The sequence below is a fragment of the Leucothrix arctica genome (genome assembly GCF_003172895.1).
Taxonomy (GTDB): Bacteria; Pseudomonadota; Gammaproteobacteria; order Thiotrichales; family Thiotrichaceae; genus Leucothrix; species Leucothrix arctica.
The window spans coordinates 315,369-333,411 of sequence record NZ_QGKL01000029.1 but is presented as its reverse complement, the minus strand read 5'-3'; the positions used below and the strand labels follow the sequence as shown (position 1 = coordinate 333,411).

The window sequence follows — 18,043 nt, the reverse complement described above, 5'->3', positions numbered from 1 at the left end:
TTTGGAAGAGTACCCGCAGGTCGAGCAAGTGGTTACAAAAGCTCTATAAAGAACTTCCTCCAGAAGAAATGATGACAAAGAAACAATACGCTGCTTTTAAATATATTGATGACATAGCAGACGGTAAGCAGTCATTAGCTACTGAACAATCAAGCTACACAAAAAAGCAGTTACGTGTCGAGAACCGCGTGGTTGTAAACTTTCTTTTTGAATAAATCAGGTTTGTCTAATTGCCACTGCTTCATACTTTGAATAGGGGTCAAATGTCCAAGGTTTCTTTGAATAACGTGGTGATTATACGTGATTAAGTAACGTTTTAGCGTTGTTTCCATTTCTTCGGCAGAAGCAAAGTAGGTGGACTTAATCACCTGTGATATTCGACCATTAAAGCGTTCCACCATGCCATTAGTTTGTGGGTGTTTTGCTGGAATTAAACGGTGCTCTATTGTCAATGAGTCACACATTTTATCAAATAAGTGGTTGCCTGTGGGTTCACGCTCGCCAGTGACACAGAAGCGGTCAGTAAACTCTTTCCCATTATCCGTGAGTATTTTTGTAATCTTAACAGGACACTTATTAGCTAGTGTCTTGATGAATTTGGCGGCTGTCTTCGCTGTTTTATCGGTGATCACTTCCATATAGACCCAGCGTGTCGCACGATCAATGCCCACTAATAAATAACGTTTTTGCGTATCATCAGGCATGTTGGGAAGGTACTTAATATCTACATGAAGGTAGCCAGGCTCATAATCTTTGAAGGTTTTAGGCTTCTTAGCCCCTGAGCTTTCTGACTGCTCTGCATAAAGCTGGGATAGACGGTTAGCACCATGGCGTTTGAGTAAACGAAGTAAGGAGGATCGAGAGAGTGTTTTATCAACAAACTCGCGCGACACCACCAAAAGGTCATCCAGTGTTAATAGTAATGTGCGACGGAGCTCAACGATAATCGCTTCTTGAACGGGTAACAAAGCGGTGTTCAACCGGTTAGGTCGGTGAGATTTATCATTGAAGTTCTTACGCTTACGCCACTTTATAATCGTGCCACGACTTACATTAAAGTGCTTTGCTGCCACATCAATGGTCATATGGCCTTTACTGGCATGAATTTCTTCACGAGTCTTAGGAGTGGTTCGAGCGTTACGATGAACATTCATGTTTGCTTTCCAGAGTTTAAAAGATCTTTCATCACTTGACGAGCATGGTATAGTTTATCAAATTTAGAAAGCCCATAACCAGTTGGATCTAAACAACTATGCAATACAATCAGTAGGTCTAGTTGTAGTGTCTATTTTAGTTGCGATAGTATCTTTTTTCATTTGTAAAAAAAGAGGGCTGAAATATCCTTTTACACCACTGCTAATGCTTGTGTTGTTTCCGACGTTTTATTATGCCGGTGAGGTTAAAGCTGGAACCGTGCCAAAAAATAGGCTTATGCAGGTGGTTTTCTCTAACGGCACAAAACTAGACGGATACCCACTTCACCGTGTTTCTAATGGAATTATTTTTAAAAAACATAAGTTCTTTGGGTTCGATGTAGGAACAGTTTTTATTCCATACTCTTCCGTAATTATGATTACGGAACCTTCGGTGTATGCTGGTAGTGCAGCTCCTGTTTTAGTTAATGATTATCCACGAATGATTCCCGAAAAGAAAAACTTAACTGTAAAGAAAGTCCCTTCGAAAGCGTTATCAAATGAAGCGACTAAGTTTATAGAAAGTAAATAATAGCTAGCTAACTAACTAGTGTGTAGTTTTGTTACTAGCTCAATACTGTCGATTGATGACTGTAATTCGTTAAAGTAAAAAGAGGTTTAACCATGAAATCCGTAGACTACTACTTCTGCCTAAACTCTCCTTGGTCACTGTTCGCATCAAAGCAATTGATCGAATTGATGCCAACATTAGATATTGAACTAAACTTAAAGCCAGTCAACATCGGTGAGCTTTTCACAGCAATCAACTTCCCAGCTGTGCCAGATCGCCCTCAGTACATGCTGGATTACCGTATTGTCGAGCTGACCCGTTGGAGTAACCACCTAAATATCCCAATCAACTTAGCACCAGCGTTCTTCCCCACTAATGAAGTAGGGGCGTTAGCGCTAGTATTAGCTGCTGAGCAAGAAAAGGATACAGGTCTCGAAGTTGCTGCAAAGCTTAGTCATGCACTATGGTCACAAGATGCAAACCTCGCTGATACAGACTACCTAACAGCTCAAGCGGCTGAACTAGGTGTGACAGCCGTTGATCATGATAAGTGCGCAGCGCTGATGTCAGCAAACACAAAAGAGTTATTAGATCGTGGTGGCTTTGGTGTGCCAACATTCTTCGTCGATGAGGAAATGATTTGGGGACAAGACCGTCTCAACTTCTTGGTTGAAGCGGTTAGTAAGTAAGCTTTCTGCAAAACAAACGCCAAGCAAAAATAAAGCCCATATACCAGCTAGGTAATGGGCTTTATTTTTTATACTTAATCGTACAAAGAACGTCGTATTAACTACCGAAGCGTTCAATAGTCTGAATCACACCACGCAATTCAGCCATACCTTTCAAACGACCAAGGTAAGAGTAACCAGGGTTAACCTTTGAGTTTTCTTCAAACGCCAACAGGTGGCCGTGGTCAGGTCTCATGTAAATCTCATGATCTTTTTTAGAGTCATCTGCTTTAGAAGCCAACTCTGCAGAGATAAGCGACTGAACGATTGCGATCATATCTAGATCACCATCCAAATGCTCAGCTTCATGGAAAGAACCGTCAGGGTTACGACGAACATTTCTCAAGTGCGTAAAGTGAATGCGGTCGATGTACTTACTCGCCATTTTCACTAAGTCATTATCAGCACGAGCACCAAACGAACCGACACAGAAAGTCAGGCCGTTAGCAGGGCTTTTTACAGCACCAAACATAAAGTCTAAGTCAGACTCCGTTGACACGATGCGTGGTAAACCAAACAGTGGGAACGGTGGATCATCTGGGTGAATCGCCAAACTAATGCCATTTGCTTCAGCCGTTGGAATTACTTCTTCCAAGAACGACACAAGGTTGTTACGCATGTCTTCGTTGCTCAAATTATCAAACTGAGCAATACGCTGAGCAAACTCACCTGTACCAGCCGCTTCTGCACCACCCGGTAAACCAGCGATGATGTTCTTCTCTAGTAGTGCAATCTCTTCAGCAGACTTCTCTGCAAGTGCCTTCTTAGCAAGCTCAAGCGTTGCTGGTTCGTAGTCGTTTTCAGCGTTTGGACGCTTTAGAACGTATACGTCGTAAGCAACGAAGTCGATCATGTCAAAACGCAGTGCAATACCTTTCCCTTCGATAGGGTGCTTAAGGTCTGTACGCGTCCAGTCAACCACTGGCATAAAGTTATAACAGACTGTTTTAACGCCTGCCTCACCTAAGTTTTGCAGTGTCTCTTTCCAAGCTGCGACTTCTTTAACAGCAGCTGCACCTTTAAGTTTGATCTCGTCACTCATCCAAATAGACTCGCAAACGTCCCAAGTTAAACCAGCATCTTCGATCAGTTGTTTGTGCTCAAGAATATCTTCTTTAGACCAGACTGTTCCAGGCGGATAACCATGAAGAGCAGACACGATTCCATCACTACCTGCTTGACGGATATTCTCTAAAGAAATTGGGTCATTCTTACCAAACCAGCGCCATGTTTGTTTCATGGTTTTTTACCTCAATTAGCCGCTTGTTTAAACGCTAGCTTTAACAGTTTCGAACGGAATTAGTGCGCCCTTATTGCAAATCACAACACCAGCACAACGTTGCGCTAGAGAGATTGCTTTAGGAACGTCACCAGATACCATGTATTCAGCAAAGAAAGCCCCGTTGAATGAATCACCAGCAGCCGTTGTATCTAGTACGCCTTCAACTGTTTTAACAGGGAAGTACTCAGCCTTATCGCCTTCAACAAATAACGTGTCGTCTTCGCCGTTCTTCACAAGAACTTGCTTAACACCTAGTGCTTGGTAGCGCTGTGCAGTGGCCATAGGTGTTTTATCACCAAACGTCGTTTCTTCGTCTTCAAAGCTAGGCATAACAAGGTCAGAGATCGCAGCAGTACGAGTGATGACATCTTTCATACGTGCTTCGTTAGCCCAAAGGCGCGGACGAATGTTTGGATCAAATGCAACGATCGCGCCCGGCTTAAGTGCCGCACGTAAACCAGAGATAAAGACCTCAACATCTTCGTCAGGCAAGATTGCAACCGTGATACCTGACAGATATACAATATCAGCTGTCGCAATTTGCTTCCAAAGGAGTTCAGGGCTCTTCATGAACTGCTTTGCCGCTGATGTATCACGCCAATAGCTAAATGAACGCTCAGCGCCATCTAGGTGAATGCGGTACAAGCCCGGCACACCTTTTTCTATACGTGGAATGCCAGCACATGAGATGCCTGCTTTCTCAATAAACTCAACCAAATCTTCTGAGCTTTGGTCGTCGCCAACCGCGCTAAAAAAGTCGATAGCAGTATCTTCAGCCATTAGCGCTTTAGCGTACCAAAGTGTATTAAATACATCGCCTGCAAAGCTCTGCTTCCATAGGTTGTCGCCTGCGGATGATAGCTCGATCATGCATTCGCCGATGCCAAGTAATGACTTCATATATAACGTCCTCAAACGTTTGGATTTGTGTAAGTGTGTAACAGAAAAGTGTTAGCTCTCTGACGCGCTTCCTTCGAATACGCGTCGACGAGCATTATCTATGTGGGTTCGCATCGCCGCACGAGCTGCTTCTGCATCTTGATCTTCGATCGCCTGTACTAGAATACGATGTTCTTGTTGAACCATCTGTAAGCGTTCTTGAGGTTTGATCAACGATAAATTTCGAGTCAGGTTTATTCCAGTCAGAATATTAGACTTCATCGAGCTACGTGCAGCAGCGAAATAGTGGTTGTGCGAGGATCGACAGATGGCTTCATGGAAGATTGCATCTGCGTCGGTTCCAAGCTCATTATTTTCAATGCAACGGTCTAGCTCTGCTAGTGCCGCTTTAATCTCTGATAGCTCAGAGTCTGTTCTACGAATAGCGCAAAGGTAAGCGGCTTCACCTTCAATAGCAGCACGAAATTCAAACGTTCGTTGAATGTCTGCGATAGAGCCAATCGGTGCAAAATCGAGTATGGCTTCTTCTGGGCGGCGCTTAACAAAAGAGCCTGAGCCTTGACGAGAAACGATGACATCGTCAGAGCGTAATTGTTTAAGTGCTTGGCGAAGAATAGGGCGGGAAACTTCCATCTGTTCGCTGAGTACATGCTCTGTAGGGAGCTTTTCACCCACACGAAACTTTCCTTGAACAATCATTTCTAGCAGCTGTTCGTATACACGATCAGCCAATGTATTGTCCTTAAAGAGAGTGCTTCCCTGAGATGTACTACCGAAAGATGAACCCATAAATTTATCTTCTCCGCTTAGATATGCCAGTAATAAGTATAGTTATTTGTTAAATATTTGTAAATCAAATAAATACGTATCTACAGGTTACAGAGTAACGGCTATTTACACGGTTTTTAGGAGATGCTGTAGCTGTTAGATGAGATGAATCACTAACTTGTAAGTTTACAGTGCTAAAATATGTAAACACGTATTACAAAAAATAAGGTTTTTTCTTGGCGTATAAATTATAGTGAGTGTTAACTATCACGAAGTGCTGGTTAAACCTGAGGAGAAAATTACAAAGATGCTACAGATTTTACAAATAGTGCTACCTGTTTTTCTAGTTATTGGGGCAGGGTACTTTGCAGCATACTTTAAGTTTTTCACAGAAGATCAAGCATCTGCGATGATGCGTTTTGCGACACAGTTCGCAATTCCTTGTCTATTGTTTAACGCATTGGTCAACCTCGATCTAGCGAAAGAATTTCATCCCAATATTTTAGTCCCCTTTTATGTAGGCGCTTTTTTTAGCTTTGCAGTCGTATGGTTAGGTGCCGGTCTGATTTTTAAACATACCCCGGGCGCACGGGTAGCCATTGGTTTTGCAGGCTTGTTTTCAAACCTTGTATTGATCGGGTTATCTATCATTGAGCTTGCCTACGGTATGGAAGCATCTAAAACAGCGATCGCGATTATCGCCATGCATGCCCCGTTTTGTTACATCTTAGGGATCGTTTCGATGGAGTTCTCAAGAGCGGATGGTCTGGGTCTTGGGGAAACGCTCAAGTCTGTTGTAAAGCAAGTTTTCTCAAATACATTGATGATAGGCATTATGCTGGGCTTTATAGTAAACCTAGGCCAAATCGCAGTGCCGGTCTCTATTAGCACTGCACTGAACTTAATTGCTACTTCAGCCTTACCCGTTGCATTGTTTAGTTTAGGTGCGCTGTTAATTAGCTATCGTTTACGCTCAGGCATTGGCGAAGTCAGTATGGTGAGTGTCAGTAAGCTAATTTTACATCCAGTTATTGCCTATCTCATCGGGCGTTTTGTGTTTGACCTGCCGCCTGAGCTATTAAACCCTATGGTGATCATGGCTGCGATGCCGCCTGGTATGAATGTTTACATCTTTGCGAACATATATGATCGAGCAAAAGGGATCGCCGCTTCGAGCATATTAGTTTCAACTGTGTTGTCAGTAGTCACTATATCTGTGTGGTTAGTGATATTAGAGTAGTGAGTGATAGCGTTTTTTATCGTTTCATTGTTAGTCTTACAAGGTATCAAGCTATAAACTATCGGTGCTCTTTGAAATGGCATGGTCATTGACTGCTAATTGTGAGCTTGTCTTGCCTACTGTACGGGGCAGTTGTTACACCAAGCATAACGACACATATTAAGCCTAGTTTAAACACCAAGGTCTTAGACTTCAGAAAGTAACTTCATCAAAGCTTTTTCTGAGACCGATCAACCATGAAAAATACTTTAGCTATTATACTGTCTAGTGCGCTCATTTTATCAGCCTGTAGTAGTGGTACTTCTTCGTCCTCTACGGCAATAGTTGACTCGGATAACGACGGTGTTTCAGACTCAATAGACAACTGCCTTAACTTCACCAATACCGACCAGACCAACTCAGATGACGATGCCTTTGGTGATGCTTGCGATAGCGATGATGATAATGATGGTCTAAGTGATGCCGAGGAGTTGTTAATCGGCGCGAGCCCACAACGATCAGATACTGATGGTGATGGCATCTCAGATTTAAATGACGAGCTTCCGCAAGATGCAACTAAAGCACTAACACTCAAGAGTGCTCATCGATTATTGCTACAGACAACCTTTGGCCCAATGCTTGATGACATTAGTAGTGTTCAGCGAATGGGAGCAGAAGCGTGGATTGACGAACAACTCAATAAGCCATCAGCTTACGATCGTGAAGCTGATGATCACTTAAGTCATCTTCAACGCCTGATCGAAATTGCTTTTCAGGCAGAGCCAGACACTAACTGGTACGAGTCGGTTGTATTCAACCAGCAAGAGGCTGACTTTAGTGTCGATGAATATCAAATGGCAGTGTGGTGGGAAAATGTTATTGGCTTACATCCGAGCAAGACATTGCATGGTAGCGATCAACTTAGACAGCGGGTTGCCTTTGCATTAAGTCAGTTACTCGTTGTATCAACTTCTGAGCCACCGCTTCACCGACGTGGTGAAGGGCTTGCAGACTACTACGATATGTTAGCCAAGCATGCTTTTGGAAACTACCGAGATTTACTAGGTGAAATGGCACGTAGTCCAGTGATGGGAATGTACTTGTCACACCAAGGTAATCGCAAAGCGAATCTTGCAAAAGGCACGACGCCAGATGAGAACTTTGCACGTGAACTGATGCAATTATTTACCATTGGGCTTTACCATTTAAACCTTGATGGGACACCCGATCAAGACGGTAATTCAAGTAGCTACCCTGAGTCAGGTGACACCCTAACACCTACCTACAACGAAACGGATATAACAGAGCTGTCTAAAGTAATGACGGGCTGGGATTTAGCTGGCAATGATGGCTATGGTTACAGTTGGAATACTCAAGGTGATTACACCGTTCCTATGGAGTTCACTTCGTCAGAACATGAAGACGAGTCGGATGAGGGCGGTGATGGTTTGGTTTCTTTATTAGGAACAACCTTCGCCCTTAACTCTGGGGCTGATAATAGCGGTATGGATGCAGCACTAGACATATTGTTCAATCACCCTAACGCTGCTCCTCATGTTAGTAAGCACCTTATCATGCGCTTAGTGACGTCCAACCCAACACCTGCTTATGTTGGTCGTGTCTCATCTGTTTTTACTGATAATGGACGAGGCACACGTGGTGACTTGAAAGCAGTTGTTGAAGCGATATTACTCGATACAGAAGCGCGTACTGAGGCTGGGTTAGAGTTTGGAAAAGTAAAAGAACCCGTTATCGCTATGGCTCAGCTGTTTAGGTTAATGGGCGCGGTACCTCTAGATGGTTGGATAAGTCAAGATGATGTGACACAAGTTTTTGGCGTTTACTGGTTTAAAAGCCCAAGTGAAGACTTAGGACAAGCTGCTTTACGCTCACCTTCAGTGTTTAACTTTTATCAGTCTGACTATGTTCCGAGTAATAGCTACTTTGCTTCTAGAGGGTTGGTGAGCCCTGAGATGAAAATTCTGACTGACCAAACACTACTAACCTTTAACAACCTTGTGTTTTTAGCGACTGAGACTTATGAAAAGAATAAAATAACAGGTGTTAATGAAGAGACCCTTGCTGATTTTGCGGCGGAAAACAGCTACAGCCGAAAAATGGCCTTACTAACTAATACCGATGAAGCCATCGCTTTAATTACTGACGCTGCGGGAGGGGACTTAGAGAATCTAGAAAAATACAACGTGAGCGAGCGCCCTTACAAAATAGCGGCAACAAACGCGGTCATTAATTACTACAATGCTCTAATGCTCGGAGGGGAGATGGAAGATACTTTCCGCGCAGCATTGTATGAGTACCTGATGAAGTCTGCGGGTACTAATTACAACAATAATAATTTTAAAGAAGCGCAGCAAATGGCGAAAGATACGATACGAATGATTGCCACGTCTAGTGCTTACATGGTTCAAAAATAAGGAATTGATGATGTCTAATAATACGTTAAAAAATCGTCGCGACTTTCTCAAGACCTTGTTAGCGGGTGGAGCCACAGGTGCATTAGGCTCAGTCGGTCAGCTCGCACTAATGCGTGAAGCAATGGCAGCAACACCTGCCTTTTCTGATTACAAAGCTATGGTCTGTGTATTTATGTATGGCGGTAATGACAGTTTTAATATGCTAATACCGACGGGGAGTGACAGCAAAACAGGCTATAACGCTTATGCTGAAAGTCGAGGTGACCTCTCAGTTGCTAATACGGCCTTGCCGCTAGGTGATGGCTATTTGGGGCGTGGTTCTTTAAACCCATATTATGATGGTGGTAGCGATGCTGCGGCCTACCTCAAAGGGAATTACCCGATGCTGCAAGGTAATGGTTTTGATCTGGGCGTTAATGGCGTGATGCCAGAGCTTGCGCAGTTACTCAGCCAGAACAAAGCCTCTGTTGTTGCCAATGTTGGTAATCTTGTGGAGCGTGTCACGCGTGCTGGTATTAAGGCAGAAATAGCACGATTACCGTTGTTTTTGTTCGCACATAACCACCAGCAGCGTGCCTTACAGACCGGTCAGGGTGACAACTTAAATGATGTCGGTTGGGCAGGACGAATCGCGGATAGCTGGCCAGAAATAAACAATGGCTCACTGATGGGACTAAATATTTCCTATGCAGGCAGTGACCGTATGTTGATTGGCGCTAACAGTAACCCACTGGTTTTTAGCCCCGGCAGCCCGCCAGAAATATATGATATGCAAAATGAAGAGTGGTCGAGCCACCAAGATCGTATTGCGCTTTATAAAGCGTTGACGGGTGTTTCGAATACATCTGCAACGGGTGATGTTAGCTTTGATCAAAGCAGTACTTTCACAAGTAGTGATCCGTTTAAATCATTGTTCTCGTCTGCGTCCAATCGCTCATTAAACATATTCGAGTTAATTGATAAGGCTTGGAATAATCACGATATTGGTTATAGCAGCAAGGATAGTTACGGGAATGAGTTGTTCTCAGTGCCTTCTTCTAGTGACCTTGGTTTATCAGGTAACATTGGTGGTCGACTGATTAGCCAGCTTGAGTCAGTGGCTAAAATGATTGATATGGGCGCTAAAGATGCCTTCCAAAGTGGCGGCTATAAACGCCAGATCTTTATGGTGAGTTTGGGAAGTTTTGACACGCATAGTAAGCAAGAGACTGAACATCCGTTATTACTTCGTGAATTGAGTTTGGGTTTATCTAAGTTTCAAACAGCGATGGAAGAGCTTGGTCATGCCAATAAAGTGACTAGCTTTACCATGTCAGACTTCGGGAGAACTCTCGGAAATAATGGCGATGGAACAGATCATGCATGGGGTGCACACCACCTTGTGATGGGAGGCGATGGTGCAAACAACGCAGGTAATTTAATGGGAGGTCAGATGCTAGGTAAGCTGCCTGATGTAACCATTGATGGCGCAGATGACTACAGTCACAAAGGACGAATAATTCCAACCACTGCACAAGACCAATTGAACGCGTCCTTATGTCGTTGGTTTGGTATTGACGATGCATTGATGCCAACGATATTCCCTAACTTGGGTAACTTTGTAACGAGTTCGGGAGATCTGAATAGTGCATATTTGGATGGGTTGTTTGCGTAATAGGGTAAGATTAGCCAATAGCTTAATCGGCTAACTCTCGAGGCAATGCTTAGGTAATGAATACGTGATTAGTAAGCTAAAAAACACAACGATATTCACTGACCTTTTTGAGAGCAAAGAGAGTCAGTTGAACGTAGTAGAAATTAAATCTGGAGTGGGCACACCAATTATTTTTATTGACGGTTTTCTCACCGAATGGGTGGTGCGGTATCTAACCGTTCAAAGAACTGGGAAGCGGTCACTTCGACAGTCCAGTTCGGCATCAATAACTACACTAGTGAAATAACGTTTTATCTCGTTTGAAATGAAGCCTGTAGATACTTTTCGGCCAAAGTGTTTAGGGTATTCGCATTGTATAAAAATATATCACTCTACTATAGAAACTCTTGATGGCAACTGCTGACTAATAGATACATTCTTCTGTTAATATATTTCTAACATATAAAAACATTGCAATGCATTTAAGGGGTAAAGCATGAGCAAGTACAAGGTAACATTTATCGGTTTAGGGGTAATGGGCTACCCTATGGCCGGACATTTAGCTGCAGCAGGTCACTCTGTCTGCGTTTACAATCGTACCAGTAGTAAAGCCGAAGCGTGGGTCGCTGAACATGGTGGGCGCCATGCAGCAACACCCGCCGAAGCTGCTGAAGGTGCCGATTTCGTATTTTCATGTGTCGGGAATGACGATGATTTGCGTAGCGTAACGACTGGGGAGTCGGGCGCATTCAAAGGCATGAAAACAGGCGCTATCTTTATCGATCACACCACCGCGTCTGCCACCGTTGCACGTGAGATTTCAGAAACTGCTGAAGATCTTGGCTTTTGCTTTATTGACGCCCCTGTTTCAGGTGGTCAAGCAGGCGCGGTCAATGGCGCACTGACGGTCATGTGTGGTGGTTGTGAGATTAGTTTTGATACCGCAAGACCATTGATTGAATGCTTCGCAAAGTCAATTCAACGTATGGGTGAGTCAGGCGCGGGACAGCTTACTAAGATGGTCAACCAAATTTGTATTGCAGGGTTGGTACAAGGCTTATCTGAAGGTGTCGCATTTGCTCAAAATGCAGGCTTAAACGCTAGACAAGTATTTGATGTAATAGGCAAGGGTGCCGCACAATCTTGGCAAATGGATAACCGTCATGAAACGATGATTGATGGCAAATTTGATTATGGTTTTGCCGTGGACTGGATGCGTAAGGACTTGGGGCTTTGTTTTGATGAAGCACTAACAAATGGTTCGGAGCTGCCCGTGACTAAGCTAGTCGATACATTCTACGAAGAAGTGCAGAGCAACGGCGGCAATCGTTCAGATACGTCAAGCCTAGTGACACGCCTGCCTCGTAAGTAAACTTCACGACTTACTCACTCAATTTTTGGTTGTGGTGCATCTTTGTCAAGTTGCTAATGCTTGAAATAAATCACGAAATAGGCTCGATAGTTCATTCTATCGGGCTTTTTTTAAAACCATCATGAAAATGATTAATATATGTACATATTGTATGGTTTAATTTCTAGCTGATTTAATAAAAGCTGTGTAGCTGCATATACCCTAAGAACCAACGACACCCCGACTATCAGCTGAGATAGGTAACTTCAAAAACGTAGATTCATACTTCGACTTTGATTCAAAGAGTAGTTTTCTGACAAAAATGTCATCTAGATGACAGGCCTGAGTCAGAGGCTGTTTTAAATAATCTAGAAGTAAGATATTTATTTATTTATTTATTTATTTATTTATTTCATCATTCATTGGTAGGATTTTAGTATCTCTTTGTTGGTAGAGCTAACTTTTTCAGTAGTGCAGTTGAACCTTTAATACTGTTAGTTATACAGACTGTTTAATTGGCTTTTCCCATAATGCTACTGGGTAGCTTACATAAGTCAGCTGTAAATGCTAAATCTCCCGATGTGAGGGTCGATAATATGTTAAAAGAGTCATTAAGCGTTCTCATTATTGAAGAAAATAAGGGGTATGCCGAGTCAACTAGTCTTTACGTTAAAGAGGTGCTTCCCTTTGCGAAGGTCGCAGTGGTCGGGTCGTTCTGTGATTTTTTAAACTATCTAGATAATCACAGTCCAGACCTTATCTTGTCTGAGTATAAGTTTGCTGGCTTTTGTGGTTTAGATGTAATGGACTACTCTCGTCAATCCTTGCCTAAATCCCTATTTATTTTCGTAACGAATGCATTTGAGGATGAAAGTATTGCATCTCAAACTGTTTTGGCGAAAGCAGATGATTTTCTCTTAAAAAATACTCTAGAAAAGTTACCAGAAAAGATTAATAAGTTGCTTATTGGGGGACGAGTGTCTTGTAATGATACGTACTTTGACTTATCACGCGTTGAAAAATTTGTTAGTGAAATGAACAGAGACAACATGACGCATATACAGAGCTATATGCAAATAAAAGAAGATATTCAAAGTGCTAGATTTTAAAACCTACAGGGTTTGATTGAATATTGGCCGGGCCATCTTTAATTTTAATATTATTGGTTGATATTTGATCTATGACTGTCGTGAACGCTTCTGTAATGTTGATTAGTAAGAAATTATAAAATTGAATGTTGTTTTTCATTAACTTGCAAGGGGGTTCTGCCTTAGCTGGGCATATATCGAGATGTTCGGGATGAAAGGTGGTGTAAAATAATTATATGTACGTCCATTACTATTTAGATAGCTCTTTAAAAGTTGTGAAAATATCGGGAAGCCTCAAGAACTTAGCTGCTCCACCGAAGTTATCACTTGGTTATACCATCGGTGAATGTGATGCTGAACTTGAGAATCAAATCAATCAACTGATATTAAATAACAACATTAGCTCTGCTGAGTTTTCTAATGAAACCCCCATATATAACCTAGGGTTTTTTGAGCAAAAAAGCGATAAAAGAAAGTCTTTCTATAAGCTGCTTCAACTGAGTGGTTCAAATGAATCTGGTATTCTGTATTTGATAGAGTACTCGAATGTACCTGATGTTTTTACACTCGATGAAGTCGACAAAGATGTCATTGAAAGTATCGAAATTTCTCGGTTTAGAGATATCATTAAAGTGTCATCCATTGGCGTACTTCAAATTGATGATCAATGGCGAACACTCTACGCTAGTAAGACATGGAGTGAAATGACAGGTTATAGCCTGACGGAAGTGGTCGGTAGAGATTGGGTGAATATACTGCACCCAGAAGATAAAAATGTTTTCCTAGACATGTTGCATGAACACGCACAAGTCGAAAAGAACTCAGAACAAGATGTCAGGATCATGACTCCCCACGGAAGCTATACATGGTTCAATGTTCATTATCGAATTAGTTTTGATCAATTAAACAATTGTTCAAGTGTGATCTTACTGTTTTTAGATATACATAATAAAAGGCAAAGTCAGGAACATTTACAGCAAATAGCAACGACAGATTTGCTGACTAGACTCAGCAATCGTTATGCTTTTCAGGAGTCACTTGAGCAGCATATTAGGCAACTACACCCCGTCCATTCTTTTTATCTGTTGTTTATTGATTTAGATGGATTTAAGGCGGTAAATGATGCTTATGGGCATATTATTGGTGATAAATTGCTCGCTGAAACCGCACGACGCATTTTATCTGTTACTGGCCAATACAGCACTGTCGCACGTTTAGGTGGGGATGAGTTTGCGATATTACAAACCTTCTCAGCATCACCTGATATTGAGGCCTATGCCTCAAGGTTACTCAAAGAAATTTCACGGCCTTACTCCCTGATAGAGCATGCAGAAGAATCCTATATTTCAGCGAGTATCGGTATTGTTAGCGTCAATCCATCTGATATTGCATATGCTGATACTTTAGACAAAGATAAAGTAACTGAAAAGTGTAGCCAGCTGTTAAGTGAAGCGGATACGGCTATGTATCATGCAAAAGATGACGGTAAGAATACTTATCGCTTGTACGCTGGAAGAATTAATGAACAGGCACGTAAAACACAGTTATTGATTGACTCCTTGCATAGGGCTTTAGAGGGTAATGAATTCGAGCTCTATTATCAGCCGCAGTGGAACATATCCACTGGGGAGATTTATGGTTACGAAGCATTGATCCGATGGAAAAAGAATGGTGATTACATTGCCCCTAGCTTATTTATTCCATTGGTTGAAAGTAATGGTTTGATGAGTGAAATGGGTAAGTGGATCTTTGAGAAAGCAATATCTGACCATGCCAAGTTACTTAGAGGTAGCGGTGCTAAGCATCAGTTGTCCGTAAACTTTTCTTCCATTCAGTTCCGTGATAATAATCTTTATCGGTTTATTGAAGACACATTACAGAAATACTCGATACCTGCTGAAACCGTCACCATTGAAATAACAGAAAGCCTACTTATTTCTAATCATATAGAAGTTAAGAAGCAACTAGAGCGACTAAAAGAGGTGGGTTTGAAGATAGCGCTTGATGACTTTGGAACAGGGTATTCTAGCCTTTCAATGTTACATAATTTCCCTATAGACATTATCAAGGTTGATCAAAGCTTCACACAAAATTTGGCGTTACATGATACGAGAAAAATCGTTCGAGCAATTATCAAAATGAGTAATGAATTAAACAAAACCATATTATTTGAAGGCATTGAAAGTGAACAACAGCTCACTATTTTAAAGAAAGAAGGCGTTGATATTATTCAAGGTTGGTTAATATCAAAAGCGATACCACTAGAAGAAATGGCCAGCTTTACTCAAGCTCAGACTAAGACAAAGGAAGTCGTCTATTCATGAAAGAGAATATACCTGAATTTAACCCGTTACAGCCTGCGTTTGTCGAGGCAAAGGGTGACTTGCTGTCAGAAGAGCTAATGAACATTGTCGCGATCGGAGCATCTGCTGGAGGCTTAGAGGCACTGCAACGTTGGTTTGATAGCATCCCTAATGATACGGATGCAGCTTTCGTTGTTATTCAACATTTGTCACCAGATTATAAAAGCATTATGGACAAGCTCTTGGAGCGCCATACAACGATGCCCGTGAGTGTGGTTGATGAAGCCGTCGATATTGAGCCAAATAATATTTATCTAATGTCTCCAGGCAAGGAAATGGCGCTTGAGGGGAATAAAATAGTCCCCATTGATCGTAGCAGTAAGACAAGACTCCATTTACCGATTAATTACTTCTTCCGAAGTATCGCGCAAAATGTTACTTATCGAAGTATTGGCATTATTTTGTCTGGTACTGGAAGCGATGGTTGTCTTGGTATCAAAGCGATACATGAGACGGGTGGTTTGGTCATGGTACAAAGCCCAGATGATAGCCAGTTTAATGGTATGCCAATGAATGCCATTGCGACGGGTGTTGTTGACCTTACAGCGCCTATCGAAGAGCTAGCGTTAACCACGGTTAACTACCTCAAAAACCCACATGTTTCCGGCCAGACATTAGCAAGTGAAATGAGTGATTCAAATCGTCTGGTGCAGAAAATTTGCAGTCTTCTGATGGAAGATTCAGGCATAGATTTTTCTGTTTACAAGCTTTCTTCGTTTTCGCGACGATTAAAGAACAGGATGAATATCAATCAAGTTGCTTCGTTGACTGATTACATCAGGCTACTCGAGGATAAACCGAGTAATGAACTTATACGTTTGCAGCAAGATCTGTTTATTGGCGTTACCGAGTTCTTTAGAGATACTGAAGCGTTCAAATCACTTCGAGAGGAGGTCATTGAAAAGCTTATAGCCGCAAGAGAGACTAATGAGCCTATCCGTATTTGGTGTATTGCCTGTTCTAGTGGTGAAGAAGCTTACACCATAGCGATGATCTGCCACGATGTGATGGAGCAAATGGGTAAGCAGTTAGATGTTAAGATCTTTGCGACGGATGCTGATGTTCGTGGTCTTGATAAAGCAGCATTGGGTATTTATCCAGAAAGTATTTCTACCGAGATTTTTGAGCCCCTTTTAAGTAATCACTTTGTCAAAGAAACTGCGAATAGTTATCGGATAAGAAAACATATTAGAAATATGGTCGTTTTTGCGAAGCACGACATTCTCAAGGATCCACCATTTTCTAATATAGACCTCGTGACTTGCCGTAATATGCTGATTTACTTCCAGCCTGTGGGACAACAAAAAGCATTTAATTCGATTAGTTTTTCGTTGGCGCAAGGCGGGCATTTATTTTTGGGTAAGGCTGAAACACCTTTTCAGTCGGATAATGTGTTTGAGTGTGTTGATTATAGAGGCAAAATTTATAAGAAGATCAATGCGTCGACTGAAAAAGTCAAGATGACTAATCAGAATACGCAGTTTCTCGCAAACAATGACAAGGAGAAACCTAAGACACCCACGAAATTTGTTCAACGCAGCCAAGCTAATAATAAAATTATATTACTTTCACAGGTCGCAGAGTTGATCTTTGATCGCTTTTTGCCGGCCACGGTTATCGCAGATAAGCACTTAGAGGTGATTCACTCTTACGGACATATTTCTGATTGGCTTTTACCACATAAGCCAGGAAGGACATCGGATAAGATCACTGACTTATTTACGCCTTCAATATCAAGTTACATACTTTCAGCGATAGATCAGTGCAATACGACTAAAAAAGAAGTTATTTATCGAGACCTAGAAGAAAGTCAGTCAGGTGATAAGCGTTTCACTGTTCGTGTGATTCCGTATCACCATTATGATAAACCTAATAGTGATGCTGATGTGTTTCATATCGTGACACTAATGGATACCACGACTGAACTTTCGGTGATCAGTACTGAAGACAATAGTCTTCTACTGCCTGCTGATGAGGCTGAGAAGAAACGCCTAGAATTTCTTGAAAATGAAGTTAAAGAGTTGAGGGCGCGTTTAGGTACATCACAAGCACAGTTGAGTAATGCCAGTGAACAACTTCAGACGTCAAACGAAGAGCTTATGGCGTCAAATGAAGAGCTACAGGGCACCAATGAAGAGCTACAGGCGGTTAATGAAGAGCTTTATACACTTAACTCAGAATATCAGCAGAAAATAAATGAGTTAACGGTCGCAACAAACGATATTGATAACTTCATGAAATCAACGGGAATAGCGGCAATATTTTTAGATAAGTCTTATCGAATTCGACGTTACACTGCGCCATTTGGAGACTACATCAATATTCTACCGGTTGATGTCAATCGTTCTTTCTTAGACTTAAAGCTATCGTTTGGCTTTGAAAGCATCGAAAAATACTTGGCTCAATGTGCTTTAAAGGGAACAACTCATACTCGAAAAATCATACTGCCTAATGGGCATGAAGGTGCATTAAAGATATTGCCTTATTTGAATTCAAAGAGAAAAGTAGATGGCGTTGTTTTGATGATCGATGAAATAAATGAAATCGGAACTGAATAAAGAGTATGCGATAC

Annotated in this window: 14 protein-coding genes; 10 read left to right on the top strand and 4 right to left on the bottom strand. The window is 41.9% G+C overall.

Annotated elements, in window-relative coordinates:
• The coding region (locus DKT75_RS22015) for a hypothetical protein (protein WP_211665096.1) at window positions 1-215 on the top strand (215 nt) is incomplete at its 5' end.
• On the opposite strand, the gene DKT75_RS10615 is transcribed toward DKT75_RS22015, so the two are convergent.
• Entirely contained in the window at window positions 171-1,154 is a 984-nt protein-coding gene (locus DKT75_RS10615) for an IS481 family transposase (protein ID WP_109821420.1), read from the bottom strand. The genes DKT75_RS22015 and DKT75_RS10615 overlap by 45 nt on opposite strands.
• Before the next feature lie 127 nt (window positions 1,155-1,281).
• Here DKT75_RS10615 and DKT75_RS10610 point away from each other — a divergent pair, with 127 nt between their 5' ends.
• Together DKT75_RS10610 and DKT75_RS10605 are read left to right on the top strand one after the other, a co-directional pair.
• Entirely contained in the window at window positions 1,282-1,725 is a 444-nt protein-coding gene (locus DKT75_RS10610; RefSeq protein ID WP_146201354.1) for a hypothetical protein, read from the top strand.
• Between the two features lie 92 nt (window positions 1,726-1,817).
• Window positions 1,818-2,393 carry a 2-hydroxychromene-2-carboxylate isomerase gene (locus tag DKT75_RS10605; protein WP_109823394.1) on the top strand — a complete coding sequence of 192 codons (576 nt, stop codon included), beginning with the start codon at window positions 1,818-1,820 and terminating at the stop codon, window positions 2,391-2,393.
• 97 nt (window positions 2,394-2,490) lie between these two features.
• Here DKT75_RS10605 and uxuA read toward each other — a convergent pair whose 3' ends face one another.
• The 3 genes from uxuA to DKT75_RS10590 are packed head-to-tail and all read right to left on the bottom strand — an operon-like array spanning window position 2,491 to window position 5,403.
• Window positions 2,491-3,672 (bottom strand): mannonate dehydratase, encoded by a 1,182-nt coding sequence (gene uxuA / locus DKT75_RS10600; protein WP_109823393.1) that lies wholly within the window; start codon window positions 3,670-3,672, stop codon window positions 2,491-2,493.
• Between the two features lie 27 nt (window positions 3,673-3,699).
• Complete coding sequence (locus DKT75_RS10595) at window positions 3,700-4,614, bottom strand: sugar kinase (protein WP_109823392.1); 915 nt, start codon at window positions 4,612-4,614, stop codon at window positions 3,700-3,702.
• A 51-nt stretch (window positions 4,615-4,665) separates the two neighbouring features.
• Window positions 4,666-5,403: a FadR/GntR family transcriptional regulator gene (locus DKT75_RS10590; protein WP_109823391.1), complete on the bottom strand. Its 738-nt coding sequence runs from the start codon at window positions 5,401-5,403 to the stop codon at window positions 4,666-4,668.
• A gap of 286 nt (window positions 5,404-5,689) precedes the next feature.
• Between DKT75_RS10590 and DKT75_RS10585 the strand changes: the two genes are divergently transcribed.
• From DKT75_RS10585 to DKT75_RS10555, 7 genes are all read left to right on the top strand, one after another.
• Window positions 5,690-6,622, top strand: coding sequence for an AEC family transporter (locus tag DKT75_RS10585; RefSeq protein WP_109823390.1), 933 nt, complete (start codon window positions 5,690-5,692; stop codon window positions 6,620-6,622).
• A gap of 236 nt (window positions 6,623-6,858) precedes the next feature.
• Window positions 6,859-9,036, top strand: a complete 2,178-nt coding sequence (locus tag DKT75_RS10580) for a DUF1800 domain-containing protein (RefSeq protein WP_109823389.1) — start codon at window positions 6,859-6,861, stop codon at window positions 9,034-9,036.
• A 10-nt stretch (window positions 9,037-9,046) separates the two neighbouring features.
• Window positions 9,047-10,690: a DUF1501 domain-containing protein gene (locus DKT75_RS10575; protein WP_158278841.1), complete on the top strand. Its 1,644-nt coding sequence runs from the start codon at window positions 9,047-9,049 to the stop codon at window positions 10,688-10,690.
• Between the two features lie 475 nt (window positions 10,691-11,165).
• Entirely contained in the window at window positions 11,166-12,041 is an 876-nt protein-coding gene (locus DKT75_RS10570; RefSeq protein ID WP_109823387.1) for an NAD(P)-dependent oxidoreductase, read from the top strand.
• Between the two features lie 575 nt (window positions 12,042-12,616).
• Entirely contained in the window at window positions 12,617-13,129 is a 513-nt protein-coding gene (locus DKT75_RS10565; RefSeq protein WP_158278840.1) for a response regulator, read from the top strand.
• Window positions 13,130-13,344: 215 nt separating this feature from the next.
• Window positions 13,345-15,432, top strand: a complete 2,088-nt coding sequence (locus DKT75_RS10560; RefSeq protein WP_109823385.1) for a putative bifunctional diguanylate cyclase/phosphodiesterase — start codon at window positions 13,345-13,347, stop codon at window positions 15,430-15,432.
• Window positions 15,429-18,029 (top strand): CheR family methyltransferase, encoded by a 2,601-nt coding sequence (locus DKT75_RS10555; RefSeq protein WP_109823384.1) that lies wholly within the window; start codon window positions 15,429-15,431, stop codon window positions 18,027-18,029. The genes DKT75_RS10560 and DKT75_RS10555 overlap by 4 nt, the downstream gene beginning before the upstream one ends.
• The last annotated feature ends 14 nt before the right edge of the window (window positions 18,030-18,043 follow it).